The organism is Pseudomonas sp. S3_B11, assembly GCF_054667715.1.
Genome location: NZ_CP162749.1, coordinates 5,557,982 through 5,584,149, shown reverse-complemented (window position 1 = coordinate 5,584,149; position 26,168 = coordinate 5,557,982). Strand labels below are relative to the sequence as shown.

Below are 26,168 nucleotides of genomic sequence, written 5' to 3'. Positions count from 1 at the left end.
GCAGCCAACAGGAGCAAGCCTCGTCACAGAAGCGCAGTCGATTGATCAAATCTTGAACTGCTGCACCGAAGCCTGCATCGACCCCGCCGCATTGTTCAATTGATCCGCTGTTTGCGTCAGGGTGTGAATCGAGCGGGTGTTCTCGCGGGACTGCTCGGCAATCGACTCCACCCGCTGAGCCATCTCATCACTGGCCTTGGACTGCTCGGCAATGGTGTGGGAAATTTCCTCCACCACTTCGGCCGCATGCCGGGCACCGGTGCGGATTTCGCTGATGGACACCCCGGCCTGCTGGGCCAGGTTGACGCCTTCGTCCACACGGCTGACGCACGCCTGCATGTTCGCCACCGCGTCCCGGGCGCTGGACTGGATGCGCTCGATCATCGCGGTGATTTCCTGGGTGGACTGCGTGGTGCGCGCCGCCAGGTTGCGCACCTCGTCGGCCACCACCGCAAAACCACGCCCCGCCTCACCGGCACGGGCGGCTTCGATGGCGGCGTTGAGGGCCAGCAAATTGGTCTGCTCGGCGATGCTCTTGATCACCTGGATGATGGAATGAATGTCCTCGGACGATGCGTCCAGTGCCGTGATCTTGCTGGACGACTGGTTGACCACTTCAGCGATCCGGTTCATGCCCTCCACCACCCCGAGAATCACCTGGCCACCGCTGCTCGCCAAATGTTCGGACTGCGCGGAAATCGTCCGGGCGCTGTCGGCGTGCTGATGGATCTGGCTGATGTTCGATATCATCTGCTCCATGCTCGCCGCCATGCTGGTCGCGCTCTGGGCCTGCTGATCGGCGCTGGACACAATCTGCCGCGCCGTATCGCCCAGATGCCGGGACGTGCCGTGCAACTCATCGCTCTGACCGCGGATAGTGGCGATCATCTGCCGCAGATTGGTCTGCATCTGCTCGATCACACCTTGCAACTGACCCAGCTCATCCTTGCTCTGGGCCCCCATCGAGCGCTGCAAGTCCCCTTGGGAAATCGCCTGGGTATTGAGGATGATCTTGTTCAGCGGCGTCAGCACCGCCTTGAGCAAACTCCACGACAACAGCGCCAGCGCCACACAAGTGGCCAGCAAGGTAACGATCAGCCAGGTTTGCGAGGTTTGAATGCTGCTGTCCTGATGCTCGCGGGATGACTGCGCCTGGTTCTCGATCAGTTCGCTCACCGCCTCGTTGCGTTCCTCCAGCGCTGAAAACGCCTTGTCGAACTCTGCGCGCAACGCATGGCCATCCTGGGAACCACTCAGTGCCTTGCCGATTATTTGCTTGGCTTTGTCGATATAGGTTTCGACCTGTGGTTTGAGCTCGCCAATCGCCTTGGCGACATCCCCTGGCAACTTGGCCTCGGCGTTTTCGGCGATGACCTTGCGCATCCGCTGCGTATGCTCATCGAATGCCTCCGTCACCTCCTTGGCCGCCTGAGTGTCCCCCGGTGCCACCAGCAATGCAGCCAACACATCGGCACGAATGGCGTCGTGCATCATGTCCGCCTCCATGTGCTTGCGCATGGCCGAAATACTGGTCTCGTTCTGCACCAGGGCCTCGGTCATGGAGTGATAACCCCACAACCCGATACCGCCGAGCAATAGCGCAAAAGAAAGACTGACCAACCCCGAGCCTATGATCTTGCTGCGGATCTTCATCGCTTACTGCTCCTGAAGCGGGGAATTCTGGGAAAGTGTAGTCGAGTGCCGGCGGAGCCTTGGGACGGGCCAGGCTCCTATTTGGGTATCGGCGGGGTAAATGATTAGATGAATACGCCGCAGACTGTCTGGACAGGAGGCAGGGTCGAGGGAGTTTTTCTCGCGAGTGTGCCAAGCAAGCGCCTACGCCTTCGCCACGATCTCGTCCCACGCTGTGGGGGTGGGGAATAGCTCGCTCAGAAAACCCACAAACGCTTTAACGTTAGGACTTCCCCGACGGCTTTCAGGCCACAAGGCGGTGATGGAGAAACGGTCGACGGCGAACTGTGGAAAGAGCGGCTTCAGTTCTCCCCGGGCAACATAGGGCGCTGCGACATAAGTGGGTGAAATGCCGATGCCACCGCCCGCTGCGAGCACCGCGGCAACCGCATCGCTCGCGTCGATGACGATGGCTGCGTCGGGTGCGATCTCCACCATTCGGTCTCCCACGCTAAATGGCCAGCGCAGCGCTTGACCCGAACTCTGGTAGCGAAAATTCACGCAGTCATGGTCGGCCAGATCACTGAGTTCCAGTGGCGTGCCGCGTTTGGCTAGATAGGCTGGCGAGGCAAAAGCGCAAATTCGATGCGGTCCCAGCGTACGAGAAATGAGTCGCGAATCGGCCAGATCGCCCACGCGCACGGCCACATCGATGCCTTGTTCAACGATGTCCGAAAACTGATCGCCCAAGCGCAAGTCGATGGCAAGCTTGGGGTAGCGCTCGCGAAACCTGGGAATCGCCGGCGCCAAGATGTTCAGCCCGATAGGCGGTGGCGCTGTCACTTTCAAGGTGCCGGAGGGCTCGGCGCGAGAGGCCACTGCGGCCTGCTCGATGTCCTCCACCTCACGCAGAATCCGTAACGCCCGTTCGTACAGGTCCCGTCCTTCAGCCGTCAGGGTGAGCGAGCGGGTGGTGCGGCTGAATAGGCTCAGCCCAAAATGCTGCTCCAGGCGTTGCACGCTCTTGCTGATGGCGGACGGCGACACGGATAAATCCCGCGCGGCAGCGGTATAGCTGCCCAAAGAGGCCGCGCGCGCAAAGGCAATGAGACCGGTCAGGCGGTCCAATCCTATTTGTTCCTTCATGGCATCAGTAAAGCGACTTCCGCCCTAATTATCAATGTTGTATCGAGCCTTTAGTCTTTGCCCATCGACGCCATCAAGGCGTTCAAGGAGAGAGACCATGAGCCATTCCACTGCCCCACAAAACCCATTGACCCAACCGCTTCCTGCCCAACTGGAAGGCCGCACCGTGGTGATTTTCGGCGGCACGTCCGGCATCGGCCTGGCCGCTGCGATCCAAGCCAAAGCTGGCGGGGCACTCGTGATCGTGATCGGCTCCAATGCCGAACGTGCCGAGCAAGCAGTCCTGCAACACGGGCTCGCCGGCTGGCGTGCTGCTGATGTCACCCATAGCGAAGCCATCTACGCCGCCTTGGCGGACATCCCGCACGTGGATCATTTGGTTCTACTCGCCGGCACATTTGTGGGTGGTAAGGTGTTGGATGCTGAAATCGATCACCTGCGCCGGGCGTTCGAAGAGCGGATGTGGGCTTCTGTGCACGCCATTCGCGCGCTCGGGGATCGTTTGTCCAAGGACGGCTCCATCACCTTTATCTCTGGCTGCTTGGCCGACCGGCCCAATGCGCACGGCACTGCTGTGCTCGCTGCTGCTTCGGCCGCGATGGAAGCATTGGCACGTGGCCTGACCCTCGAACTGGCGCCCATTCGCGTCAACACCCTGTCCCCAGGCCCGATCGATACCCCCCTTTTCAGCAAAGCCCTGGGCGAGGGGCGCGATGCGTATGTTCGCGCATGGGAACAAGCGTTGCCATTGCATCGTGTGGGTACTGCTGCTGAAGCAGGTGCGGCTACCGTTTTTCTGATGACCAACACGTTTATGAACGGCGCCACGTTGAACATTGATGGTGGGGCTCGGTTGGTCTGACTGGTACGAGAAGGGGTTAGGCCAGGGCCTCTACCGAGGGGGCAACGAGGGCGATATTTCGAGGCCATTTAGAAATGAGTAGAAAATATTATTTTCAGGTGTGGACGCTTGTTGAACGCTATCGTGGCCCGATCCAAGACCCCAGATAGGCCATGCCAAGTTTGGCTCTACTCAATCAGCATTGGTTACCTATCGCGAACGGTATCATAGTGTAATACCATGAATGGCAAGCAGCTCAGCCCCCGTCTTCTCGATGACCACTCCGGCGACATTGGAATGGGCTCGCATCGAATCGCTGTTTGGTGCCGCAGGCGCCAAGACCATTGAAGGCAATGGATCGCGAGTACGGTTTGAACTGAATGGTGTGGTCGGTACCTTCCACCGGCCACACCCCGATAAAGAAGCAAAGCCCTATCAGGTTCGTGATGCTCGGGCTTTCCTTGAACTAGCAGGCGTTACCCCATGAACGTGATGAGTTACCAGGGCTATGCCGCCCGAATCGAATACAGCGAAGAGGACGGCCTGTTTGTAGGCCATATCGCAGGCATTAAAGATGTTGTTGGCTTCCATGGAGAGTCGGTTCAGGAGTTGCGAGCTGCGTTTGAAGAGGCAGTTGTCGATTACCTAGACACTTGCGCCAAGCTCGGCCGTGCTCCACAGAAACCCTACTCAGGAAAGCTGAGCCTACGACTGGCTCCGGCTCTTCATGCCACAGTGGCTGCCAAGGCAGAGTTGGCTCACAAGAGCATCAATCAGTGGGTTTCCGACGTTCTGGATCGCGAAGTCCACGCCTGATCCTGGCACCAAAACGGGGACTGACTAGATTGATTTAGTGTTTGTCCGTAACCCCGTGGCGAGGGAGCTTGCTCCCGCTGGGCTGAAGCCGCCCTTTTTTTAATCCGCTCCCGTAAATGAAATCCAATGCTGCCCCGCTCGGAGCAGCATTGCACAGCGACTCTTAAGCAGAATTGCTCCCCGGCGCCTCCAGCACCTTCACCACATCATCGATGACGGCCTTGCTCATATCCTGCAAATAACACGACGCCCAGGCATACCGATCCGTGCCGCGAATCATCGCCGCGTCCTCGGCCAGGACCTTGGCAACGTGGAGCAGGTCGGAGGCGTGGGACAGGGCTTCGCCGATGGGTATGCCGCTGTTGACGCGGAATAGCGGGCGGTCGGAGTGGTAGGAGAAGGGGGTTAGGCCTGGGGTTTTGAGGTCTTGCGGGTTTGGCATTGTCTGGCTCCTTGACTGTGAGAGCCGCAACCGTCCTTTCCTACGGGATTGGGTGGCGGCCATGCACGGGGTAGGAAAACCGGGAATCAAGGCACCCGGCACACCCGAAGGTGTCCCGCGCACAGCCGCCATAACGCATATCGCAGACACAAAAAAAGCGCCTGCAATAGTAAGCGAGGCGCAGCTGATGCGCCTTGATTTACTTCGGGTTTCCTACGCCCGGTCGCTGAATTGGCAGCGACGGTCAGAGAGTAGCGGGCGATGGGAGAGGCTGCAATCGTGGCGCGATGCTGGCGGGGAGAGGTTTAGGCGGTGATGGGCGTTCTGCGTGGCTACGTCGAATACGAGAAGCTCTTGACCACACAGATCGAACTGGCTGTAGAGGCCGCCGATCATCAGCGCTGGAGCAGGAAGGCGAGCTAAGCAGTTAAAAGAGTCCTCAAAAGCACCTCTGAGAAGCCAGCGTAGGGGCAGCCCAGTCTGTCCGCCAGTAATCGTGGTCTGTCCCTGAATTCCCGTGGCTTATTACGTATAGCAGAAACAACAAAGCCCTCGCATTTCTGCGAGGGCTTCGTCTTGTATGGTGGCACCAGACGAACGGTATGTTTCTGCGGGGCTAGGTTTTTCGGGCGTCTGGTGTTCGCTGGAAAATTCGGCGTACCCCAACTAGTAACTATAAACAAATCAGCTAGTTATGGCGTTCGGTGGAATCGAACTCGGGATTTTTTAGATGTCAGCACGTTGTCGGTCTGCAAGTAATTCAGAGCCGCATACGGAATGGTAAACCTCCCGAATTCGAACGTTGTTGATCATCCCCTCCGTCGAGAATAGGTAGGAATCCGCCAAAAGCTGCCGTGGCGACAGGCAGCAGACGGCCAGAAGCAGCCGCTCAGCCCAGATCGATCATCAGTCAAAAGCGGATCGCAGTGAAAAGTAGCCATCAACGCATCGAACAAAATATGACGGAATGTTGTGCATAGAACCTTCGGTCGTACCGAGGAGATCAGGGTCGATCCAGCCATAGCGTTAATCGGACCTAAAAACCGTGTAAAACCTCGGAGACAAGGACGTAAACGTGTTTTTCCTTGTGATCTCGATTATGCTTGCTGGCACTTTGATTCGACATGGAATTACGTCAGTCATGGCAGACCCAATTTGTGCTGACATTTACGCACTTAAGCAACTCAATTTAATAGTAGGTTCCAATTGACCACTCAAAACATATCTGTGACTTTGATCACGCAAGGGGAGCATAAATTTTATTCGGGCACTATGGAGATTGATATAATCGCCGCCACTTGCTCGACTAATCCTCGTGAAGATGATCCGCAAAAAGGCTTTCAAAGAACCCTTGACGAAAAACGAGCACTGTCAATTGCTGAATATATTAAAGTTGGCGGAACAATACCGTCGAGTATAATTCTGTCAGCGCAGCCTGATTCAAATTTGACTTACAACTCCAAAAATAAAACTATTTCTTTTAATGATACTCATGGTTCTTTTTTGATACTGGACGGACAGCATCGTGTCTACGGCTTCAGAAAACTAATGAATGAAGGTGTCAAGTACCGAGTTCCGGTAATTATTTATAACGATCTCAGCCCCACGCAAGAGGCTAGGATATTCATTGATATAAATACGCTCCAGCGACCAGTGCCGAAAGAACTTCTTTTGGATATTAAGCGATTGGCTCAGCGTGAGTCCAGCGACGAGCGAATGCTTGATGAACTCTTCACTAATTTTGAAATCGAGCCAAATAGTTACCTGTTCAACAAGTTGAGTCGAATTGACAAGAAAAAAGGGAAGCTATCTAAGGTCACATTTTACGACTCGATGAAGCCGCTGCTTAAAGAGTTTAATATTTCGAATACTGATCGACTATATAAGATCATAAACTCCTATTTTATGGCGGCTAACGATGTGGCAGAGGCCGACCAATTTAATCTTTCCGATGTAATTACAAAAGCTACATTGTTCAAAATTTTGGTTGCTCATTCGAGAGCTGTGATAACAATGATCTCGGACAACAATCCAGAAGACATAGATAAAATTAGCGAGCACAAAAAATACCTCAGAAGGTCCTTGCCTGGCTCATTTCAAGAAATATCCGACTCAAAGACTTATCTGAAGTCTGTTGAAGTCCTTGATAGGAAACTTCTACGCCGCAACATTACTATCTGATGGAAATCAACAAACTAATTCGCTTATTTACGCCCTTGGCAGTGGAGGGGGTGTGGGCCGTCAAACGTAACTCGCACGGACGCTTGGTCGAAAAATTGAATGATTTAGAGTTTGTGGTAAGAGGTCTAATCAAAACAGATAAAACATTAACAGTAGAACTGCAAATTTTAGACGAGGCATTGCTGTATAGATTGCTTGCAGGCGAGGCAAATAAATTTCTACTGGCCTCAAGACTGACATACAACCGCTCTGCTCAGGACCAAGTAGCAAACGCTTCTTGGCAAGCAGTTGAGCACTATTACGCCGCTTATTATGCCGTGCATTATTTGTTGCGAATCACTGGTGTAAGCGTTACCAACTTAGATGACAGCGGCGCACGAATCATTGAGTCTAGCAGTTTGGGTACGCTTGCACCGAACACGGTTCCTTCGGGTCTTTATTTGATGAGTTATGATAAAGGCTTGAAGATATTGACCTTGAAAAAAGAACTAAAAAAAGCAGGCGGCGGATCGCATCAGCAACTTTGGAGTTTGTGGGAGAGATTAGTAGAAAAATTGGACGCCGGCACAAGCCAAGACCCTGTTGAGTATACTAGTGTTTCTGTTGCGCTTGCGGTGCACAAAAGCTTTCTCGTGAGGTCGACAGCCAAATACAATCCACCCGACATAAGAGGGGAAATAAATTATCAGTTCAAAGGTGGCTCTTGGAAATTTGAGGATAATGCAAAAAATGTGGTAGGAAGATTGCAGCGCGCAATATCAAGCATGCAGGTGTCTGCACCAACCAATACCGCGACACCAGAAGGGTTGGTTTCGCACAATAATTTCATTATTGAGTTTGCTAAGCTCGTTTTTGTCCACTCATCTAAGAACTATCCAAGCGGGATTGGTCACTCTCTGGCAAATCAATATGCAGATTATCTAACCTGATACAGTAAATCTAGATTTTTGTTTCCAGTCTTCCGATATTGCATCGTGACTTTTTTGCTCGTGCATTCTGGAAATCACCAAGCCAAAGACGAGTTACCATTGAGTACTGTTCTTATTTAGTCGGTAGTGTCGCTGGCGAAGGGCTGCTCTCGTCCAAAAGCGGTCCCGCGCTTTGATTCTTCAAACTAAGCGAAAATAGAATATGCGATCCATACATCCCATCTTGCGGTAGGTGCGGGTTATGGAGCGCTTACGTTTGTTCAAGAAACGTTGCTTTTTCGAAGCTCGTCCGGTTCGATTTCAGCAGGTCCCATAAAGATAAGGCAAGACCGACGCTTCTTTAATGGATTGAAAACTAAAAAATGACACCACTTTTCTCAAGGTACTTTATTAACTCTGAGACCCTAATAAAAGTGTTTTTGCCGTGGGGATTTCCCTCGGCTCCTTTAGCTGCAACACCTACAACGTGGTAACTGGAATTAATTACAGGCCCGCCGCTATTGCCCGAATAAAGATTTTTATCGACTTCGCTATGTTGCACATCGTGTAGCGGGTATTTGTTTGTCAAGCGGCATTTCAGAATGCCGACATGATGACTTCCAGGTTTATGGTTCGGAAAGCCTAGCACCGCAACACGCTCGCCAATGTTTGGCTCTTTTGAAATCTCTAGTGTAAAGTGCTTTAAACCTAACAGTGGCTCTTGAATTTTTAGTACGGCAAGGTCAAGTTTTTTGTCGCGAATAATTACTTTGGCCTCATACATACTCTCGCCTTCACCTACTTTATAGACAAGGCATTCGTTGAACTCAATCCACTTATCACCAATCTTGTGACTGAGGTTGTGTTCGCATGTAATCAGTAGACTCCCTTGTATCATAAAAGCGCTACCCTGAATCTGCACCAGTTCATTGTCTAGCTTTTGCTCGACTTCAGTTATCCAGCACTTGTCCTTTATAAACTCGCCGACCTTAAAGTTATCAGAGTCTTCATCAGTCGCTTGGGGGGTGTTAGGCACTTTTGATTTAGTTGGTAGCATGTTGTAGCGCTGCGCGAGCCGCCGATAAACCACCGAGCTTTCTCCAACAACCTGTTTAATGAAAAGCAAGCGGCCATGAATATGGGACTCAAGCACTCCACTAGTGTTCGGGTTTTTGTCTTTATATATGGCATTTGCTGCCTGCTCTCCGTGTTTCTCTATGGAGTGAATCAGGGCTGCTGTTTTTCTAATGTAGGGGCGGGGAACATTGGGCTTTTGATTTGTAACTAGCCCAGTTACAGTTCGGCGTTCACCAGGGCCTTGCAATCTCACCTTTTTCGTGTTGATAGTAAAACCATGTTTATCTATCATAGACCGCAGTTCACTTCCAACTTTACTATGGTAATGGTTGGGCCTGTCGTTGGAAGCTGAGCTTTCTACCATGTTGCTAGGAATAAAATCAATCGGGCAATAAAAAGAAAACGTTATATCGTCAGCGTAACGTGTGTAAACAGCTCGATTATGCTTGGCTAGTGAATAAAGGTCGCTATCCATACTTGCGCACAGCATATTTGAGAGAATAGGTGAGCTAGGTGCACCTTGAGGAAGAATCCCGTTTACTGTAGTAAGGTGGGCTATAACGGTTGCGGTTTCTGGGGGAAGCGAATAAGGTTTGGCGATCAACATTCCGCGGATACGCGAAAATGTAATGGTGCCGAAAAAATTTTCAAGATCGATGTTGAAAACAAATTTTTTCCGGCAATGCGGCCAAGCGTTGGCAACAATTGAACTTCCCTCTCGAAAAGCCTTAACTGGTTCGCGTGGATTGTAAATGGTCTTCAGAAGCCCGGCTAAGCGGGATTGAAGAGTTTTTAACTTATCCGAAGGTGCCAGAATCTTGCGCTTTCCCCCATTTTTCTTTGGTATCTCAAACTCAAGGTAGTGACGCAGCATTCCTCCGCGATAGTATAAATGTTTAATTTTTCCGTAGTCTGTGCCGAGAAGTACAGCAAGCTCGATCGGTGTAGTCGATTGATTCAAGGCGACGAAATTTAAAAAGAAGCCTCCATTCATATTTCACCCTATTCCTTTAAGCATAACGTCTCTGAGTAGCTCATCGCCGTTGCTTGTGGCTTTTTTGAATCGGGTCGCATTTGAACAACCCTATTTAATACCTGAATGGAGGCTGGGTGACATTACGTGAAAAATTCGAGCGGTTCAAGCCATATGCCACCACGTTACGTGGAGGGAGCAAAGGATGGTGCTTCCAGACGAATCGCCTCGATTCCATTGAATAACTGGAGTTGAAGGTCTCCTTTTGGCCGTTTTCTGACCTTCGTTTAGAGGTTGAACTGCCAGGATTTTCCTAAGCGATGAGTGAGTAATTGCATGGTCAGCAAATAGTAATAGCGCGTCGATTGAGTGTGCTGGTTTAGGTGGTGATTCAAAAACCACGCAAGGTGTTTTCTCTGCCAAGTCCATGGATTGTCGCGTTGCCAGCGCTCAGCGATCGCCGTTTGGATGGCCTTCGCCTGACGCAGGTGGCGTTGGCGCGTGGTATGCGACCCGGTCAGGACGCCCGTCAGGAACAGATCCATATCGAATACCGTGCTCATGCGCGACCACCAATGTAAGCGGCCACCACGACGATACGGTTGTGCCCCAGCTCATAGCTGATTTGTACTCGGGCTTCCTGATCGAGACGTCGGTCGAGTTGATAGCAATGGCCACCGTTGATGGGGGCGGGATGGTGGGTGATTTGCTCATAGCGTTCGCACGCATAGGCTGCCCGCAATTCGTGGAAGCCTTTGAGGTTGTACTGATGGAGGATGTCCCGTGCAGGACGGACGATTCCCCGTTGGAAATCGAGGTAGGTTTCGTTCGGTGCAAGTAGGTTGCGGCTACCGTCGGGTGAGACCTGTTCGGCGAATCTCAGCGCCTCGCGAATATGATCATCCGCCCTGATCCAGCGAGGTGCCGAGGCACCTGAGCGGCCCCCCTTGGTGCCATCTTGGATGTTGATCTTGCCGTATTGTTCGGCCTCACGTTTTAAGCGCGGAAGGTCGGCCAAAATGGCCTCACGTAAGCGCATGCCGGTGGCTCGCGCTAATTGAGCGATGGCCGCGGCACGCGGCTGCTGGTGTGCGCAAAGCACCTCTACGACCCTCTTCACATGTTCGCGTTCTTGGCCTTGCGGCACCGAACGACGAACACTGGTGCGCCGCATTCCTAGCGCCTTGCTCGGACTCGGTACTTTCACATACTGATCACCGCGAAGCGCTGCCAGGGTTCGATTGACGCTGGACAATCGGTTTTGCGCAGTGGCGATGGCGAGATCGCTGCGCTCAACCAGGTGACGCAGATGCTCCGCGTAATCCAGCAAGGTCTGCCGATCAATCTGCCGCGCGTCGTTAAGCCCGGGTCCATCCTCCGATCGACACCAGCGCACAAACGCCTGCCAGCGATCACTGTGCGCCTTGACCGTGCCGTAATGCCCGCCGCCAAACATGTCCCGCAACGCCTGTGGCCCGGCATAACTCAATTGCCGGCCATAGCCAAAATTCCGCCCATCCCTTTTGCCTACCAATGCCATGATCAAACTCCTCTCGAAGCCAAACCCTTAAAACCTTCCCCACGTCATCCCGCCAAGAATGTTGAGTGTTGTCAGGGATCAAGGCCCCTGCGGCCTGTGAGGGTTGTCCACTAACGCGGGACTGGCGGCTCCTTACGACCGGGAGCTTGGGCATCTCATGATCTGGCCTCCTGAACACTTCCGAAGACGTGGGCGGGTGGAGGCTGCACTGGCTGACGAGACCAGCGCCGCGAGATCCGAGTCAGGTGAAGGCAGTGAGGCGATGACCGGGGCATACCTGACTGTCAGTCAGGTGCAGTCCATTCCGTGGGCTGCGGCACCATCATCTGCATCGCTGTTGCTGGTGACTTCGATGTTTGTCACGCCGATTGTCACGAAGGGAGATGCCGCAATGCCTTGTACGAGGTGGGCTGCAGCAGTGGCAGGAGCGCCCGTCTCTTTCCGGAAGAAAGAGACGGGCGCAGGTTGGCGCAGTGAAATGGCCAAGCGGATAGGTTGCTGCAGGGCAGCTGGGTAGGGGGATGTATTTGCCGCAATGGCAATGATCTGAAGTAGGCATCCATCACTCGGTGAGTGACCGTGCGAGCCGCCGGACGCTAATCGCACTTTGGGAGAACCACCACGGTGTGGCGTAACCTTAAAGGTTCTGGCTACCTGGGTTGCTGTCAAAGACAGCGCTTTGCCCGATCGTTTCTACGCCTGTGGATAATTTGGGTCAAGGCTCGAATTTTCGGGAGTTCTGCGGCTGTGCATGAAATTATCCACCGGTGGAAATCCATGGTTTTCCACAGACAATTTGCGTGGGCTTTAGATTTTTTAAATGAGGTCCATCCAAGCAGGGCGGCTTTGCAGCCCCGCTTGGATGGACCCGCGTGGAAGGGCGGACAACGGTGATCTCACAGGCTTACCCACGTTTGGATGCGCCACGGTTATTTTGTAGGGCCGTGATGTTGTCGCCGACTGTGTGAGCGAATTCGTGGGGTGTCACATGCCCATGGCGGTTGGCGTCGATGTAGTTGCTCCACCACGCCATGATCAGCCTGCGCTGCTCCAGAAATTCAGCTTTGTGGATATACGCGGCGCGCACGCGGTTGCGTTCCTTGTGGCTCATTTGTCTTTCGATGGCTGCGTCGGTCCATAACCCTGACTCAAGCAGGGCGCTACAGGCCATGGTCCTGAAGCCGTGGCCGCACACGTCCTTGCTGGTGTCATAGCCGACGTTGCGGAGCATGGTGTTCACCGTGTTCTCGGACATGGGCTTCCAGTACTTGTGGTCGCCCGGTAGCACCAACTCTGAAAAGCGACTCAGGCTGCGCAGGCGCTCCAGTATTTCGATGACCTGCGGCGATAGCGGAACCATTTGAATGTCGCCGTTCATCTTGGTCCCGCGCGTGGAGTTGCGTACCCCTTCAATCGGTGCGCGCGTATCGGGGATTTCCCACATGGCGCGTTGGAAGTCGAACTCACTCCATCGAGCGAAGCGCAGTTCGCTGGAGCGGACGAATACATGCAGCGTGAGCAGGACGGCAAGGCGCGTCAGCTCGCGGCCGTTGTAGTTGTCGATACGGTGTAGCAGTTCGGGTAGGCGGTTGAGGGAGAGGGCCGGGCGATGGACTGTGCGCGGCGCGTGAATCGAGCCTGCCAGATCCAGTGCAGGATTCATGGTGATCTGCCGAGCCCTTTTGGCCCCGCGCATGATGGTGGATAAGTAGTTCTGTACCCGTAACGCCACATCCATGGTGCCGTGTTCCTTGATGCGCTGGGTGATCTCTAGCAGGTCATGGGTATCGAGTTCAGCGATGGGTCGTTGGCCGATCAGCGGGAAGACGTGGGTACGCAGTCGGCTCATCACGGTTTTTGCGTGTCCTTCGGTCCAGCGACGGGACATGTCGGCGTGCCACTCCAGAGCAACAGTTTCGAAAAGCAGTGCCGCTCGCTGGGCTACGATCTTGGCCTTCTTCTTTTCTTCCATTGGGTCGAGGTTGTCGAGCAGCAACGCCTTGGCTTCGTCTCGCTTACGTCGTGCGACGGAAAGGGTAACGATGGGGTAATTGCCGATGATGAGCGTGCCTTCCTTGCCGCTGGGCTTGGTGTACTTCAAGCGCCAGGTCTTCACGCCATTGGGTTTGACGAAAAGGTACATGCCTCCGCCGTCGAACAGTTTGTAGGCGCGTTCGCGGGTTTTGGCCGTGCGGCATTGCAGGTCGCTGAGGGGGATCGCTAGACGTGGCATAGGGGTACGCGCTCCTGACCGGGAAATCGCAGTACCCCTAACATACCCTCGGGGAAGGGGGATTTTGTTGGATCCCGACGGAGGGTCCTGGAACGAAAAAACCCGCCAAAGGGCGGGTTTTCGGGGCTTCCAGAGCATTCAGTGGAATGCAATGGAGCCTAATGTGGTGCCGGCACCAGGAGTCGAACCCGGGACCTACTGATTACAAGTCAGTTGCTCTACCAACTGAGCTATACCGGCGTGTGGGCGACGATTATAGCGATTGGGTGCGTTCTGTAAACCCCTGAATTCTGACTATTTTTGCACGACCCATGCTCAAGCGCGGCGCAGCAGGGCGCGCATTTTCTGCAAGGCTCGCCACGCACGACTGTTTTGCATGGCCTGGAGTTGGGCTTCGGCCTGTTCAGCCCGTTGCAGGGCGGCGCTGAGCTGTTGGTCTGCGTCGTCGATGGGGTGGCTGAATTTGTGGCCTTTGCAGAGTTGGAAACCGTCGAGGTTGCACGGGGGGATGTCGAAGGCGGGTTTGAGGGCCAGGTGTTCTTCGGCGAGGTAGTAGGTGTTGATGCCGTCGAACAGGATGGACTGGTAGCCGGCACCGGTCACCAGGGTTTCCCAGGTCTGGTCACGGGCCCATGGGGTTTCGATGAGGATGATCCAGGGGCGCCAGCGGCTGAAGTCCATGCCGCGCAGGACGGTTTCCTCGTGGCCTTCGACGTCGATTTTCAGGAAGTGGATGGGGCGGTCCTGGGCGTATTGCTCGCAGATGGAGGCCAGGGTGCGGGATTGGACGGTCTGGTTGCGCACGTCCATGCCAGCGTCGCGGTGTTGTTGGGCGACGCTGGCTTCTACTGTGGATAAGCCGGTGTCAGCGATGGTGTAGAAGGTCAGGCTGTCGGCGTTTTCGCCGGCCACGCATTGCAGGTTGATGTCGTGGGGGCGTTGTTGGCAGAGGGCGTCGTAGTAAGCCGGTACCGGTTCGATGTTGATGCCGCGCCAGCCACGATCGTAGAACGCTCGGGTGACCGAATCATCTGTCGGATGGTTGGCGCCGACGTCGAGGTAAAAGCCGTTTTCCACCGATTGAAGGGCGCGCCACAGGCGTATGTCTTCGAAATTCTGTGCGTAGGAAATGAACGTCACGGCCAGTCCTTGAGTGTGTCGGCATTGTGTCAATCACGATACGTTTGGCTGTTGTATAGCACGGGCGCGGTGGACGCAATTACTGGCGCGGGGCAGCACTGAATTCGGCGGTTATGTCGTTTTGCTTAGACGCTTATGCACAACGGGCAGGATGAGGCGGATGGAACCTTGCGGTTTTGTGACCGCTTTCGCGTTTCGTCGCAAATCCCTGTTTTCATGGTTTTTTATCCATATGAACAAAAAATGACCAATGTTGAATCGGTCAGGAAATCGCGAATTTCTTGGATCCAGGTTTATTTCATCAACAGAGTTATCCACAGGGTGTTTCGTCTCAGCAACGCTCTGCCAGCAGCATCAGATTGCGCGGCGTAAGCGGTGTTTCGCAGAAGGTGCCAAGGCGAACCTCGTAGCCTTTTTGACTGAGGAACAGCGCCCGATCCAGTACCAGCCAAAGCTCCAGTGGCCGCCGGAAAAGGCCTCGCAACAACTCCAGGTTGCGCACTTCGGCCAGGCGCTGATGGCCTGCTGCTTCCAAGGCGAGCCAATCCGGCGTGCCGACTGTGGATAAGTCTTTCAGGGCCGCCAGATCGATGCAGTATTGGGCGAAGGATTTTTCCAGCCAGGTGCTGGGCAGTGAGGGGGTGGGTAGGTAGTCGTCGCACTCTCTGATGTGCCGTTGCAGCAGGTCGAAGCCCAGGCGCCGGGCCATGGATTGGTCCCGTTGTCTTCTGACGCGGGCGCCAGCGGTGACGGTTTCGGTCAGCGGCAGGCTGAGATCATCGAGCGACAGCTGTAGGACAGAGCCCTTGGCGGCGTCGGACAGTGCTTGATAACGCTCGGTGTTGATGCGGTTGTAACAGCACGGTGCGATAGCCAGTTGTGCACAACCAGCGGCGCTGGCCAGTTGCATCAAGCGCACATGCAGGTCGCCGCAGGCGTGCAGGGCCACAGGCGTGTGTCCGGGGTGGAGCGCCTGGGTTGCGTCCGCCGCCAGCACGTCTTGTTGCAGATGTGTGGCGGGCAGGCGATGGCGCAGGCTCAGTTGTTGGCCGCTGGCGACCAGTGCGGGGTCGTATTCCAGGCAGGTCAGTTGCTGCTCACCGTGCAGCAGGCGTCGACCGAGGTGGCCTTTGCCGGCGCACCAATCCAGCCAATGGGTCGGTTGGGTGGTGAAGTGCAGGCGGCTGGCGAAGGCTTCGATCTGCTGCCACTTGCGTCCGGGCACGTCGACGTTGAGGCGATGGCTTGGTGCTTCAAGCGTGCTGGCCGGCAATTCTGCGACAGCGCTCAATGCACGGGAGATAGCGGCCAATTCGGGGAATGGAGCTGGCGCGTCTTCCATCAACCACGGCTGATGATGGTCGTTTTCCGCGGCCTCCAGAGAACGCTGGCGTAGCCATTGGGACAATTCCGGGTGGGACGTTTCCCAAGGCAGTTGCAGATGGGTGAACGGACGCGGTTTCCACAGTGCCTGGTGCGCCGTGAGAAAAGTATCCAGCGCCGTGAAGCGGGCGAGTAGAGCCTCGCCCGTCAGCACGCCACTGTCAGCGCCCTTGGCAGGCATCGACGCGCAACCAGCGCTCCAGCTGCTTGAAGCCTTGCACCAGGACGAAGGACATCAACAGATAGAACATGCCGGCCGCGAAGAATATCTCCACCGGCATATAGGTCCGGGCAATGATGGTACGGGCCATGCCGGTGAGTTCCAGCAAGGTCACGGTACTCGCCAGGGCACTGGCCTTGAGCATCAGGATCACTTCGTTGCTGTAGGCCGGCAGGCCGATGCGCGCGGCGCGGGGCAGCATGATGTAGAGCAGCGCCTTGGGCCGCGACATGCCCAGGGCCCGCGCGGCTTCGATCTCGCCACGGGGGATGGCCTGGATCGCGCCGCGCAGGATCTCGGCGATGTAGGCGGCGGTGTGCAGGGTCATGGTGGCCGTGGCGCACCAGAACGGATCCCGCAGGTACGGCCACATTGCACTGCTGCGCACGGCATCGAACTGCGCCAGGCCGTAGTAGACCAAAAACAGTTGCACCAGCAGCGGCGTGCCACGGAAAAAGAAGATGTAGGCGTAGGGAAACGCCCGCACGTACCACAGGCGCGAAGAGCGGGCGATGCCCAGTGGAATCGCCAGCAGCAGGCCGGCGATCACGGCGATGGCCACCAGTTCCAGGGTCAGTGTCGCGCCCTGGGCCAGCTTCGGCAGCCACTTGATGATGACGTCCCAGTTCATTGGGTGCTCCTGGTAAATCCACGGGCGGCGCGTCGTTCCAGCAGATGCATGCCGATCATGGCGAGCACTGTCAGGCCCAGATACATGAATGCTGCGACCATATAGAAGGTGAACGGTTGTTTGGACACGGTCACGCCGATTTGCGCATGGCGCATGATCTCTTCCAGGCCGATCACCGAGACCAGCGCGGTGTCCTTCATCAGGATCATGAACAGGTTGCCCAGGCCAGGCAGGGCGATGCGCCACATCTGCGGCATGATCAACCGGGTGAAGATCCGCCACTTCGACAGGCCCAGGGCTACGCCGGCCTCACGGTGGCCCTTGGGGATCGCCAGGATCGCGCCGCGAAACACTTCCGTGGCGTAGGCGCCAAAGCACAGGCCCAGGGCAATGACCCCGGCGGCAAAGGCGTCGAGGGCGAGGTCCGGTTTGCCGAAATACTCACCCAGGGCACGCATCAGGTTGACGGTGCCGAAATAGATCAGCAGCACCCAGAGTAATTCCGGGATGCCGCGAACCAGTGTCGAATAGGTGCCACCCAGCCATTGCAGCGGCTTGTACGGCGAGGTCTTGGCCAAGGCGCCGAGCAGGCCGAGCCCCAGCCCCAGGCAGAGGGCCGTGAGCGCCAGTTTGACGGTCATCAGCGCGCCGGCGGCGAGCGCCGGGCCGAATCCGTAGAGATCGATCATCATGGGTAAGAGTTCATATCGCGGCAGGCTTTGCTAAGGGCCGGCGTTGCCAGGGAACAGCGCCGGCCAGGCACGTCAGTATCAATAGATGCTGAACGGGAAGTACTTGTCGTTGATCTTTTTATAGGTGCCGTCGGCAATGATTTCCTTGAGGGCGGCGTTCAGCTTGTTGCGCAGCTCGTCGTTACCCTTGCGCACCGCAATGGCGATCTTGTCGCCTTCCACCACCGGGTCGCCCTTGAATTCGTAAGCACGGCCAGCTTCGGTTTTCAGCCAGTCGTAGTTCACGTATTTGTCCGCCAGGATCGCGTCGACGCGACCGGAGGTCAGGTCCAGGTAGGCGTTTTCCTGGGTGTCGTAGAGCTTGGCGGTGATATCGCTGCCCAGTTCGTCTTCCAGCCAGGTACCGGCGAGGGTAGAGCGCTGTGCCCCGATGACCTTGCCTTTGAGAGACTCTTTATCGACTTTGAAATCGACGTTTTTCGGTGCGATGAATTGCAATTTGTTGGAGTAGTACGGGTCGGTGAAGTCCACGGCTTGCTTGCGCTCGTCGTTGACCGACAGCGAAGAAATCAGGAAGTCGAACTTCTGGGCCAACAGGGCGGGAATGATGCCGTCCCAGTCGGAAGTGACCACTTCGCACTCGACTTTCATCTTGGCGCACAGGGCATCGCCGATGTCTTTATCGAACCCCACGACCTGGCCGCTGGCGTCCTTGTTGTTGAACGGAGGATAGGCCGCTTCGATGCCCATCTTCAGTTTGTCGGCCGCCATGGCGCTGGCCGAAAAGACCAGGCTGGCCGCTGCGGCCAGGAGGAATTTCTTGTAGGTCTGCATGTGTACTGCTCCGTTAGCGGTTGCTGGACATGAATTGTTTGCAGCGCGCCGAAAGCGGGTTCTCGAAGACCTGCTGTGGCGATCCTTGCTCCTCGACCAGACCTTGATGAAGGAACACGACTTCGCTGGAAACCTGACGGGCGAACCCCATTTCATGGGTGACCAGCAGCATGGTGCGTCCTTCTTCGGCCAGGGCGCGGATCACACTAAGTACTTCCTGGACCATTTCCGGGTCAAGGGCGGAGGTGGGTTCGTCGAACAGAATCACCTTGGGCTGCATCGCCAGTGTGCGGGCGATGGCGGCGCGTTGTTGCTGGCCGCCGGACAGTTCGGCCGGGTAGGCGTGGCGCTTGTCGGCGATACCGACCTTGGCCAGCAGGGCTTCGGCCACTTCGACGGCTTCGGCCTTGCTCTGGCCAAGCACCCGGCGCGGCGCTTCGATGATGTTATCGAGCACGCTCATGTGCGGCCAAAGGTTGAAGTTCTGGAAGACAAAACCGATCTCGCTGCGCATGCGGTTGATCTGTTTGCCGTCGGCGGCCACCAGTTCACCGTTCTTTGCGGCCTTGAGCTTGAGTTCTTCGCCGGCCACCAGGATCTGGCCTTGGTTGGGGTTTTCCAGCAGGTTGATGCAGCGCAGGAATGTGGATTTGCCGGACCCGGAGGATCCGAGGATCGAGATCACATCGCCGTCGCGGGCGGTCAGCGAGACGCCTTTGAGCACCTCCAGCTGTCCGTAGCGTTTGTGCAGGTTGCGGATTTCAAGCGCGGGCGTGGCCTGGGCCATGTGCGGTCCTCATGGTATGTGCTCCCTTGCTGTTGGCTGCCTTCCTTGGCGAGGCGGCCAAGCTAGCATGCGTCCGAATGGCCGCCAACAGCGCTACGGGTGGTAAACCGGTGATGTGCGGCAGGTTGTCGCATCGGCGCAGCAGACTGTCGCGCCATCAACAACCTAACGGCCGTTTGATCCTGGGTTACCGGTGAAAAGTCCGGGGAGTCGCGTAAAAAAAGGCGCGATGGTGCCAGCTTTGGGCGGGGGTTGGAAGGGTTAAACGGATGAGCGTTGCCGCGATCAAAAGTCTGTTGGGTTATTCGGGCGCGTCCCACAGTATTTTGAGAACCTCTCTGAAGCTGACCCATGCAATTTTGAAGTCCGCCTGCACTTCAGGGCTATGAAGCCAATGCTTCGCTGCTTCCTGATCGATATCGTCAGCCCAACTTCGGTAAGCGATCAGGGTATTTTCGACCAGGTTTTGGACTGCCATGGCCTCGTTTTCGGCATTTTGACTGTCCAGAAGCTCGGGCTGTTCATCCGTCATCGCAATGAGTAATCCGAGCATCCTGACCATCATGTCGATGCGCCCCGTCTTTTCTTCGGCGTCTTGCATCTCATAAAACAGTGACAGGAAATCTCCGGGGCGTTCTTTGAATTCGTCTTGCAGGGCATCCAGGAAATACGGATCGTCGTATTCGGGAAGATCAAACGTGACAGCAGCAGGCTTGGTACGGCTGACGCGTATTTGCTTGGCTTTTGCTTTTGCACGCTTGGCGCGTTTTTGTTGCTTGTTCGCGGAGGCCATGGGTGTGGTCCCGTTATTTGTAGTGGAAGTTAGATATTGGCATCGAGCATGAACTCGATCCATTGGAATCAGTTAAAAGCATAGGGCAATGAAGGGGCATGTAAATGGTATATGCCGGTTGTGCGATGGGTTCGTCCTAGTCAATAGTCCCAATCGATCTAAACCTTAACCCGCTACGGTGCTCCAAAAAGAACTCATGTGAGTTGTTTCCAGAACCTGGAGTCCTCGCCATGAAGCTCATTCATTATCTTATATTACCTTTCATCGCCATCAGCATCCTGCTGTTCCCCATCGCCCTCAACGCCACCGACCTCGCGCCCATAGACAACGCAGGCGTGCAGGTTCAACCCATGCAGCAGAACGGCATCACTTATCTGTCGGGCGGTATCGGTGAGGACGAAGCCCGGGCCATTGGGCAGGCCCAGGGTTACAACCTGCACATGACATTCGCGGTCGGCCCGGAAAACAAATACATCCCGGATGTGGAGGTCGTCATCCAGAACGCGTCGGGGCAAACGCTGCTGACGCTGACTGAGGTCGGACCGCTGGTTTATGTGCAACTGCCGCCGGGCAAGTACAGCGTGGTGGCGACGCGCAAAGGTGAGGCGCGGCGCGACACTGCTGAGATAGGCAGCGGGGCCGCGCGCAACCTGGTGTTCCATTGGAACGGTGACGAATAACCGGCCGGCTTATTCGCTGGCGGGTTCTTCCATCGACTGGCGATACCGATCCAGCGCCTCGCTGAAGTCCTTGATGAACTCCGGTGTGCTGAGCCAGCGCTGGGCGGTCTCGCGGTCCATTTCATCGACCCACATGCGGTAGTCCACCAGCATGTCGGCGGCCAGGTTGGTCGCTGCCATGCTTTCGTTTTCGGCGTTTTTCAGGTCGAGCAGGCCTGGGCGTTCGATGATCATCTCGCTCAGGGACGCGAGCAGCGTGTCGAGCATTTCACTGCGGCTGATGGCCTCGGCTTCGCGCAGCTTGGCGAACAGTTCCAGCACGTAGACCGGTGGTTGGGCGGTGGCGTGGGCCGGGTCGCCATACATTGGGATCGATTTGCGCCCGGTCATGCGGATCTGCTTGGCTTTGTCTTTGGCGCGCTTGGCGCGTTTTTGCTGCTTGTTCAGTGAGGCCATTGGGCTTCGGTTTCCAATTCGTTAGGGGACGGTGCCTGGCTCAGTCGATTTTCGGCACGGTAAAGCGGAATTCGCTGCCCTGGCCTGGCTGGCTTTCGGCGTGCAGTTTACCGCCATGGGCCTGGACAATCCCCTTGGAAATGTACAACCCCAGCCCGGTGCCGTTCGGGTTGCCTTCCTTGGTCGTCCAGTAGCGCTCGAAAACATGAGGCAACTGCTCTGGCGCGATCCCTTCACCAGTGTCCCGAACGCTGAACACGATCTCATCGCCGACTGACATCGCACTGATGCCCACGGTGCCTTGTTGCGGTGTGAACTTGATGGCGTTGCCAATCAGGTTCGACAGCACTTGGAACAGCCGCTCGGGGTCGGCATTGATCCTCAGGTTGGGTTCGGCATGGAAGGAAATGTCGATGGCCTTGGCAGTGGCCAGCGGCGTCAGCAGCGAGCAGGCGTCTTCGAATATCTGGCTGACGTCCATCGGCTGGGGATTGATGGTGTAGCGTCCGGCATCGATGCGCGAGGTGTCGAGCAGGTCTTCCAGCAGCGCGTTCATGCGGCTGGTGGCCTGTTGCATGGTGTCGATGGCTGAAGAGATTCGCTTGGAACTGTGGGAGCCGTCGGAGCTGAAGGCCTTTCGCATCATGCCGCAGAGCATGGAAATGACCGTCATCGGGCTGCGCAGGTCATGGGACACCACGGCCACCAGTTCATCGCGGGCCTGCACGGCCTGGCGCTCCTTGCGCACCTGTCGGGCCAGATCGTTTTCCAGGGCCGAGCGCCGCAGGTCGTTGGCGGCGAACAGATCGCCATGGGTCCATTTGGTGCTGATGCCGGCCATTTCGACTTTCCAGATCTCGAAAGACGTCCGGGGCCGCAGGCGCAGGCCGGTCTCGCTGTTTTCCAGGTCCAGGGGTTTTTGCGGGTCGCCGCTCCATTGGAGGGTTTGTTTCACCTCGGGACGGAACCACAGCACGCCGTTTTCCACTGGCTTGGGCAGGTGGATCGCCAGCACGCCGCTCGCCACGTCCTGATAAGCCTGGGCAGGCGCGAAGTCGCTGCTCAGGTTGTGGTGGGATAACACCGGTTTGCCGGTTTCCAGGATCCATTTGTGCAGCTCGCGGATCTGTTCCGGTTCCGGGCACTGGCCGTGGCGGTGCAGCTTGTTGTCTTCGAAAATCGCCACGCCGCTGGCGCCGGTCAGGTCCATGAGCCGTTGTGGCTCATGGGACAGGCCATCGAAGACGTTTTCGCTGGACTCCGCCATGACGGTGGCGAGGACCTGGAGGTCTTCCAGCTTGGCGTCCCGTTGCCGGTTCAGTTCCAGGGCCTGCATGGCGCTGATCTGCAACGACAGCACCTGGCCGATGGTCTGGCAGGCCATGCGCATCTCATGGGGGACCAGCAGCGGCTGGCGATTGCCGCAACTGATCAACCCCCACAGGCGTTCGCCTTCCATCAGCGAGATGCTCATGGAGGACAGCACGCCCATGTTTTTCATGTATTGGCGGTGGATCGGCGAGACGCTGCGCAGCGTGGCAAAACTCAGGTCCAGGGGCGCCTGGGCGTCGGGCCGCAGTTCCGGGACCAGCGGCACCGGCGCGTAGTCGGCGTTGGGGATGATCCGCAGCCAGTTGGTGCGATACAGCTCGCGGGCCTGTTCGGGAATATCCGAGGCCGGGAAAAACAGGCCCTTGTAGAGCTCCATCGACGGCGCGCTGGCCTCGGCGATCACCTGGCCGTGGCCTTCTTCCTCGAAGCGGTAGATCAGTACCCGGTCGTAACCGGTCATGGCCTGGATTTCCCGCACGCTGATTTCGTACAGGGCCTGGAGGGTTTTCGCACTTTGCAGGCGTTGCAGCATGCGGCCCAGGTTGGCCTCGCCGCTGACGCCTTCAGGGCGATAGTCGCTCAGGTGTTGCTCCAGCTCGACGATCAGGGCGCCCTGATGGCGATGCACCAAGGCGTCAAAGCGCTGCTGGTTCACGACAATGGCCACGGGCACGTTGTCGCTTTCCGGGGCGGCGCGACAGGCGACCAGGATCGCCTCGGCCTGTTCCAGCCCCAACAGTGCGTCCAGCGTCTGGCCCAACAGCCTGTGGGGATCCTGACCCATCAATTGCAAGGCGTTGGCGCTGACCTGACGGATCACGAAATCGGGTTCGGACAGCATCAACAGCACGCCATGAGGCTGGATGGCCCCGGGGAAGCGAATCGGTTCATCTGCGCAATTGGCCAGCAGCTCTTCGAAGGCTTCCTGGTTTTCCGGGGTCATAACAGTACCTTTTGGCTGTCCAGCCAGTGTTCGAAATGAGTGAACGTCGCCTTGGCGGCGCTTGTGACTTCGAGCGTCTGGGTCTCGCCAAGGTTCCTGTCGTCCAGGTACTGAAGGAAATCCTTCCAGCGTCGGCCGGTGAGTTCGCCATACACATTGAGAAAGGCAGCACCGCTGCAAGCATCAAGACCGAGCTGCTCGGCCACCCTGCGCCGCAGGATCTGCCCGCCGAGAGTCGCACCTTCCAACACATAGGAAACGCCGAGGGCGGCGGCCCGGGAGTCGATGCGCGGCAGCGCCTGGCAGGTGGGCAATGCCTCGATAGCGGTTTCATCCAGGCCCAGTGCCGTGAGGTCGGCCCGCAATACCGGAAGTTTGATGCGCAGGGACTGGTCCAACCCGGCCGGAATCAGTGCCAGCACATGTAGCCGTTGTTCCAGCGGTTGATAAAAACCGTAGTAGGCCGCCATCAGGCGTCGGTACAGATCCAGGTCCAACTGTGGCGAGAAAAACGGCAGGCGTTTTTCCAGTGCGACGTGCAGTTCAGCGGTTTCGGTCCGCAATGCCTGGATCAGAGAAGGGTGGGGCGCGGCCGGTGACATGCAGGATGAAGCTCGTTGACTGAAGCATTGCTGGAAAAAAAGCGCGCCAATCTTACATGGGTTTTTTGAGTGTGCGCTCATCAGGTTGGCCTTCACTTCTTCAAGTCGCGGTACCCGATTGCCGCCCCTCTTCAAGTCGCGCCTGTTCGCGATCCAGCTCGTACAAAGCACTTGAGCAGGTAGTTGTAGAAGACCAGGTCGATGTAGAAGTCTTTGCTTTCGGTGCTGATGCGCTGTTGGCGGGCGACAAAGGCGAAGCCTTTTCCCAGTTCCAGAAGGAAGCCTTGTAGCTGGTCGATCAGGGCTTGTTCGAGGTCGGTTTCCAGCGGCATGCCGGTATTGGGCAATCCTAGGAACTCAAGGACCACGGGATCCCTGACGATGTCCCTGGGACCGAAATCCTGCTTCTCAAGATTGGCGGCCGCTTCCTGCTCTACCGCAGGCCGGTCGTGGCTTGCCAGGAGACGTTCGTAATAGAACGTGCCGATCTGTCGTTCCAAGGCGCGGGTGGACCAGTTTTGAGTGACGGCTTCTTTCATGTACCAACGGCATGCATTCGCATTTTCGACGCGTGGCAGCGTTCGATAGTGAGTCCAGCTCAATTCGTGACGCAGTGCGTCACAGATTGGAAACGCCTGATAAAAGAGGCGCATGTAGCGCAAATTTGAGAGGAAAAATAGCTGATTGACGCAGGACGGGTATGACGCCGTCCCATGTTGGTTGACCTTGGCTTGTAGGAACTATTCCCGCAGCCTGTCAGCCACCGCGAACCCCTTCGCCACAAAGCGCTTGGCGGGTGACAGTCAGACCTTGCCTTGCGCCAGTGCCTGGGATGCAGCCACATAATCGGCCTGGAATTGCTTGCTTTCCACCCAATCCAGCGCGGTCTGTTCATCCACACCGGTGGTCAAGCGGCGGTATTCGATCAATGCGGTAAAGATGAAGTCGGTCGCTTCTTCCTCACCTTCCTGCTCCAGCACCAGCTCCAGCAGTGGATGCCCCAGGAAGGCGATGCACATGGCCTGCTGGCTGATCTTTTCGGCAGCGCCCATGAGTTGGAACATCTCCGTCAGGTCCACGGTTTCCAGATCGATGCGCTCGTCGTTCGGGTCGAGGAAATCGTTCGGCGCAGCAGCACGCTTGGTACGGTTCTGCTTGGCTTTCGCCTTGGCGCGCTGGCTGCGCTTCTGCTGTTTGTTCGCCGATGACATAGTCGGATTCCTGATGGATAAGGCTATCTATCCTACAGCTTCAGCGGGAGTGCTTCGAATCTCAATCCACTACGAAGAGCGTAGCCCCCGATGAAGTGGAGGATCGATGGGGCTCGGCCTGGTCGGCTACCTGGTAGCTCATGCCGGGTTTGAGCAAAAATTGCCGGCCATCTTCAAGTTCAGTATTGAGCTCGCCCTTGAGGCAAAACAGGATGTGGCCCTTGGTGCACCAATGGTCGGCCAGGTACCCCGGCGTATATTCCACCATCCGCACGCGAATGTTCCCGAACTGTTGGGTGCGCCAATAAGCGATTCCGGTGATGCCTGTGTGCTCGGTGGGTTCGATGGTTGACCAATCGGTGGTGCCAAAGGGGATGCCGGTGATGTCCATGTCGACTCGCTTGCTGGAGGGGAGCGGACGAATGTAGCCGAGTCGATAAGGCGGAGGAAGAAAATCCCGGACAATAAAAAACCCCGATCAATTTCTTGATCGGGGTTTTCGGTATTTGGTGCCCAGAGACGGAATCGAACCGCCGACACGGGGATTTTCAATCCCCTGCTCTACCGACTGAGCTATCTGGGCAACGGGGCGCATTAAACGGGTTTTTCAGGGGGGCGTCAAGCAAGTTTTCAAAAAATATTTAACTATTACCGTCGCTTACGATCCGCCCCCGT

25 protein-coding genes, 2 tRNA genes and 1 pseudogene are annotated in these 26,168 nt (G+C 56.4%); 6 read left to right on the top strand and 22 right to left on the bottom strand.

The window, feature by feature from the left end; all coding sequences use genetic code 11:
- Nucleotides 1–45: 45 nt before the first annotated feature.
- Both AB4O22_RS25035 and AB4O22_RS25030 read right to left on the bottom strand, forming a co-directional pair.
- Nucleotides 46–1,653 (bottom strand): methyl-accepting chemotaxis protein, encoded by a 1,608-nt coding sequence (locus AB4O22_RS25035; protein WP_460097382.1) that lies wholly within the window; start codon nt 1,651–1,653, stop codon nt 46–48.
- Between the two features lie 183 nt (nt 1,654–1,836).
- Nucleotides 1,837–2,778 carry a LysR family transcriptional regulator gene (locus AB4O22_RS25030; RefSeq protein ID WP_460097381.1) on the bottom strand — a complete coding sequence of 314 codons (942 nt, stop codon included), beginning with the start codon at nt 2,776–2,778 and terminating at the stop codon, nt 1,837–1,839.
- A gap of 97 nt (nt 2,779–2,875) precedes the next feature.
- On the opposite strand from AB4O22_RS25030, the gene AB4O22_RS25025 reads away from it, so the two are divergent.
- From AB4O22_RS25025 to AB4O22_RS25015, 3 genes are all read left to right on the top strand, one after another.
- Nucleotides 2,876–3,640: an SDR family oxidoreductase gene (locus tag AB4O22_RS25025; protein WP_460097379.1), complete on the top strand. Its 765-nt coding sequence runs from the start codon at nt 2,876–2,878 to the stop codon at nt 3,638–3,640.
- 223 nt (nt 3,641–3,863) lie between these two features.
- A complete protein-coding gene (locus tag AB4O22_RS25020; protein WP_460097377.1) occupies nt 3,864–4,106 on the top strand; it encodes a type II toxin-antitoxin system HicA family toxin in 243 nt (80 codons plus the stop codon).
- Nucleotides 4,103–4,435 carry a type II toxin-antitoxin system HicB family antitoxin gene (locus AB4O22_RS25015; RefSeq protein WP_003196781.1) on the top strand — a complete coding sequence of 111 codons (333 nt, stop codon included), beginning with the start codon at nt 4,103–4,105 and terminating at the stop codon, nt 4,433–4,435. The genes AB4O22_RS25020 and AB4O22_RS25015 overlap by 4 nt, the downstream gene beginning before the upstream one ends.
- Before the next feature lie 163 nt (nt 4,436–4,598).
- On the opposite strand, the gene AB4O22_RS25010 is transcribed toward AB4O22_RS25015, so the two are convergent.
- On the bottom strand, nt 4,599–4,877 hold the full coding sequence (locus tag AB4O22_RS25010; protein WP_100263867.1) for a DUF3077 domain-containing protein: 279 nt from the start codon (nt 4,875–4,877) through the stop codon (nt 4,599–4,601).
- A gap of 1,206 nt (nt 4,878–6,083) precedes the next feature.
- Between AB4O22_RS25010 and AB4O22_RS25005 the strand changes: the two genes are divergently transcribed.
- Complete coding sequence (locus AB4O22_RS25005; RefSeq protein ID WP_460097375.1) at nt 6,084–7,058, top strand: DGQHR domain-containing protein; 975 nt, start codon at nt 6,084–6,086, stop codon at nt 7,056–7,058.
- Entirely contained in the window at nt 7,058–7,987 is a 930-nt protein-coding gene (locus AB4O22_RS25000; RefSeq protein WP_460097374.1) for a hypothetical protein, read from the top strand. The genes AB4O22_RS25005 and AB4O22_RS25000 overlap by 1 nt, the downstream gene beginning before the upstream one ends.
- A 355-nt stretch (nt 7,988–8,342) precedes the next feature.
- Here AB4O22_RS25000 and AB4O22_RS24995 read toward each other — a convergent pair whose 3' ends face one another.
- The 12 genes from AB4O22_RS24995 to AB4O22_RS24940 all read right to left on the bottom strand — a co-directional run bounded on the left by AB4O22_RS24995 (nt 8,343) and on the right by AB4O22_RS24940 (nt 20,269).
- Nucleotides 8,343–10,037, bottom strand: a complete 1,695-nt coding sequence (locus AB4O22_RS24995; RefSeq protein ID WP_460097373.1) for a reverse transcriptase domain-containing protein — start codon at nt 10,035–10,037, stop codon at nt 8,343–8,345.
- Nucleotides 10,038–10,303: 266 nt separating this feature from the next.
- Nucleotides 10,304–10,579: a hypothetical protein gene (locus AB4O22_RS24990; RefSeq protein ID WP_046040835.1), complete on the bottom strand. Its 276-nt coding sequence runs from the start codon at nt 10,577–10,579 to the stop codon at nt 10,304–10,306.
- Complete coding sequence (locus tag AB4O22_RS24985) at nt 10,576–11,556, bottom strand: integrase domain-containing protein (protein WP_460105891.1); 981 nt, start codon at nt 11,554–11,556, stop codon at nt 10,576–10,578. Before AB4O22_RS24985 ends, AB4O22_RS24990 begins: the two co-directional genes overlap by 4 nt.
- A gap of 904 nt (nt 11,557–12,460) precedes the next feature.
- Nucleotides 12,461–13,789, bottom strand: a complete 1,329-nt coding sequence (locus AB4O22_RS24980; RefSeq protein ID WP_460097371.1) for a tyrosine-type recombinase/integrase — start codon at nt 13,787–13,789, stop codon at nt 12,461–12,463.
- Nucleotides 13,790–13,953: 164 nt separating this feature from the next.
- A tRNA-Thr gene (locus AB4O22_RS24975) sits at nt 13,954–14,029 on the bottom strand.
- Nucleotides 14,030–14,104: 75 nt separating this feature from the next.
- The gene (locus AB4O22_RS24970; protein WP_039013495.1) at nt 14,105–14,929 is read right to left on the bottom strand and encodes an FkbM family methyltransferase; all 825 of its coding nucleotides are present in this window, start codon (nt 14,927–14,929) and stop codon (nt 14,105–14,107) included.
- A 331-nt stretch (nt 14,930–15,260) separates the two neighbouring features.
- Complete coding sequence (locus AB4O22_RS24965) at nt 15,261–16,493, bottom strand: methyltransferase (protein ID WP_069971232.1); 1,233 nt, start codon at nt 16,491–16,493, stop codon at nt 15,261–15,263.
- A complete protein-coding gene (locus AB4O22_RS24960) occupies nt 16,474–17,163 on the bottom strand; it encodes an ABC transporter permease (protein ID WP_013692061.1) in 690 nt (229 codons plus the stop codon). Before AB4O22_RS24960 ends, AB4O22_RS24965 begins: the two co-directional genes overlap by 20 nt.
- Complete coding sequence (locus AB4O22_RS24955; protein ID WP_003196790.1) at nt 17,160–17,855, bottom strand: ABC transporter permease; 696 nt, start codon at nt 17,853–17,855, stop codon at nt 17,160–17,162. Before AB4O22_RS24955 ends, AB4O22_RS24960 begins: the two co-directional genes overlap by 4 nt.
- Nucleotides 17,856–17,933: 78 nt before the next feature.
- Nucleotides 17,934–18,689, bottom strand: coding sequence for an ABC transporter substrate-binding protein (locus tag AB4O22_RS24950; protein WP_003196792.1), 756 nt, complete (start codon nt 18,687–18,689; stop codon nt 17,934–17,936).
- Nucleotides 18,690–18,702: 13 nt separating this feature from the next.
- Nucleotides 18,703–19,476: an ABC transporter ATP-binding protein gene (locus AB4O22_RS24945; protein WP_003196795.1), complete on the bottom strand. Its 774-nt coding sequence runs from the start codon at nt 19,474–19,476 to the stop codon at nt 18,703–18,705.
- Between the two features lie 301 nt (nt 19,477–19,777).
- On the bottom strand, nt 19,778–20,269 hold the full coding sequence (locus AB4O22_RS24940) for a hypothetical protein (protein ID WP_223471098.1): 492 nt from the start codon (nt 20,267–20,269) through the stop codon (nt 19,778–19,780).
- Between the two features lie 230 nt (nt 20,270–20,499).
- Here AB4O22_RS24940 and AB4O22_RS24935 point away from each other — a divergent pair, with 230 nt between their 5' ends.
- A complete protein-coding gene (locus tag AB4O22_RS24935) occupies nt 20,500–20,949 on the top strand; it encodes a carboxypeptidase regulatory-like domain-containing protein (RefSeq protein WP_460097369.1) in 450 nt (149 codons plus the stop codon).
- Nucleotides 20,950–20,958: 9 nt separating this feature from the next.
- Here the strand turns inward: AB4O22_RS24935 and AB4O22_RS24930 are convergent, their stop codons facing one another.
- The 7 genes and pseudogenes from AB4O22_RS24930 to AB4O22_RS24900 form a co-directional block, all read right to left on the bottom strand.
- A complete protein-coding gene (locus tag AB4O22_RS24930) occupies nt 20,959–21,405 on the bottom strand; it encodes a hypothetical protein (RefSeq protein WP_003196799.1) in 447 nt (148 codons plus the stop codon).
- Nucleotides 21,406–21,445: 40 nt separating this feature from the next.
- Nucleotides 21,446–23,680, bottom strand: a complete 2,235-nt coding sequence (locus tag AB4O22_RS24925) for an ATP-binding protein (RefSeq protein ID WP_003196801.1) — start codon at nt 23,678–23,680, stop codon at nt 21,446–21,448.
- Nucleotides 23,677–24,282: a biliverdin-producing heme oxygenase gene (locus AB4O22_RS24920; protein WP_003196803.1), complete on the bottom strand. Its 606-nt coding sequence runs from the start codon at nt 24,280–24,282 to the stop codon at nt 23,677–23,679. Before AB4O22_RS24920 ends, AB4O22_RS24925 begins: the two co-directional genes overlap by 4 nt.
- Nucleotides 24,283–24,443: 161 nt before the next feature.
- Nucleotides 24,444–24,959: pseudogene (locus AB4O22_RS24915) on the bottom strand (PDDEXK nuclease domain-containing protein); the annotation flags it as partial.
- Between the two features lie 126 nt (nt 24,960–25,085).
- Nucleotides 25,086–25,493, bottom strand: coding sequence for a hypothetical protein (locus AB4O22_RS24910; protein ID WP_003196808.1), 408 nt, complete (start codon nt 25,491–25,493; stop codon nt 25,086–25,088).
- A 61-nt stretch (nt 25,494–25,554) separates the two neighbouring features.
- Entirely contained in the window at nt 25,555–25,884 is a 330-nt protein-coding gene (locus AB4O22_RS24905; protein WP_003196810.1) for a DHCW motif cupin fold protein, read from the bottom strand.
- A gap of 116 nt (nt 25,885–26,000) precedes the next feature.
- Nucleotides 26,001–26,076: transfer RNA gene (locus tag AB4O22_RS24900), tRNA-Phe, on the bottom strand.
- Nucleotides 26,077–26,168 lie beyond the last annotated feature (92 nt).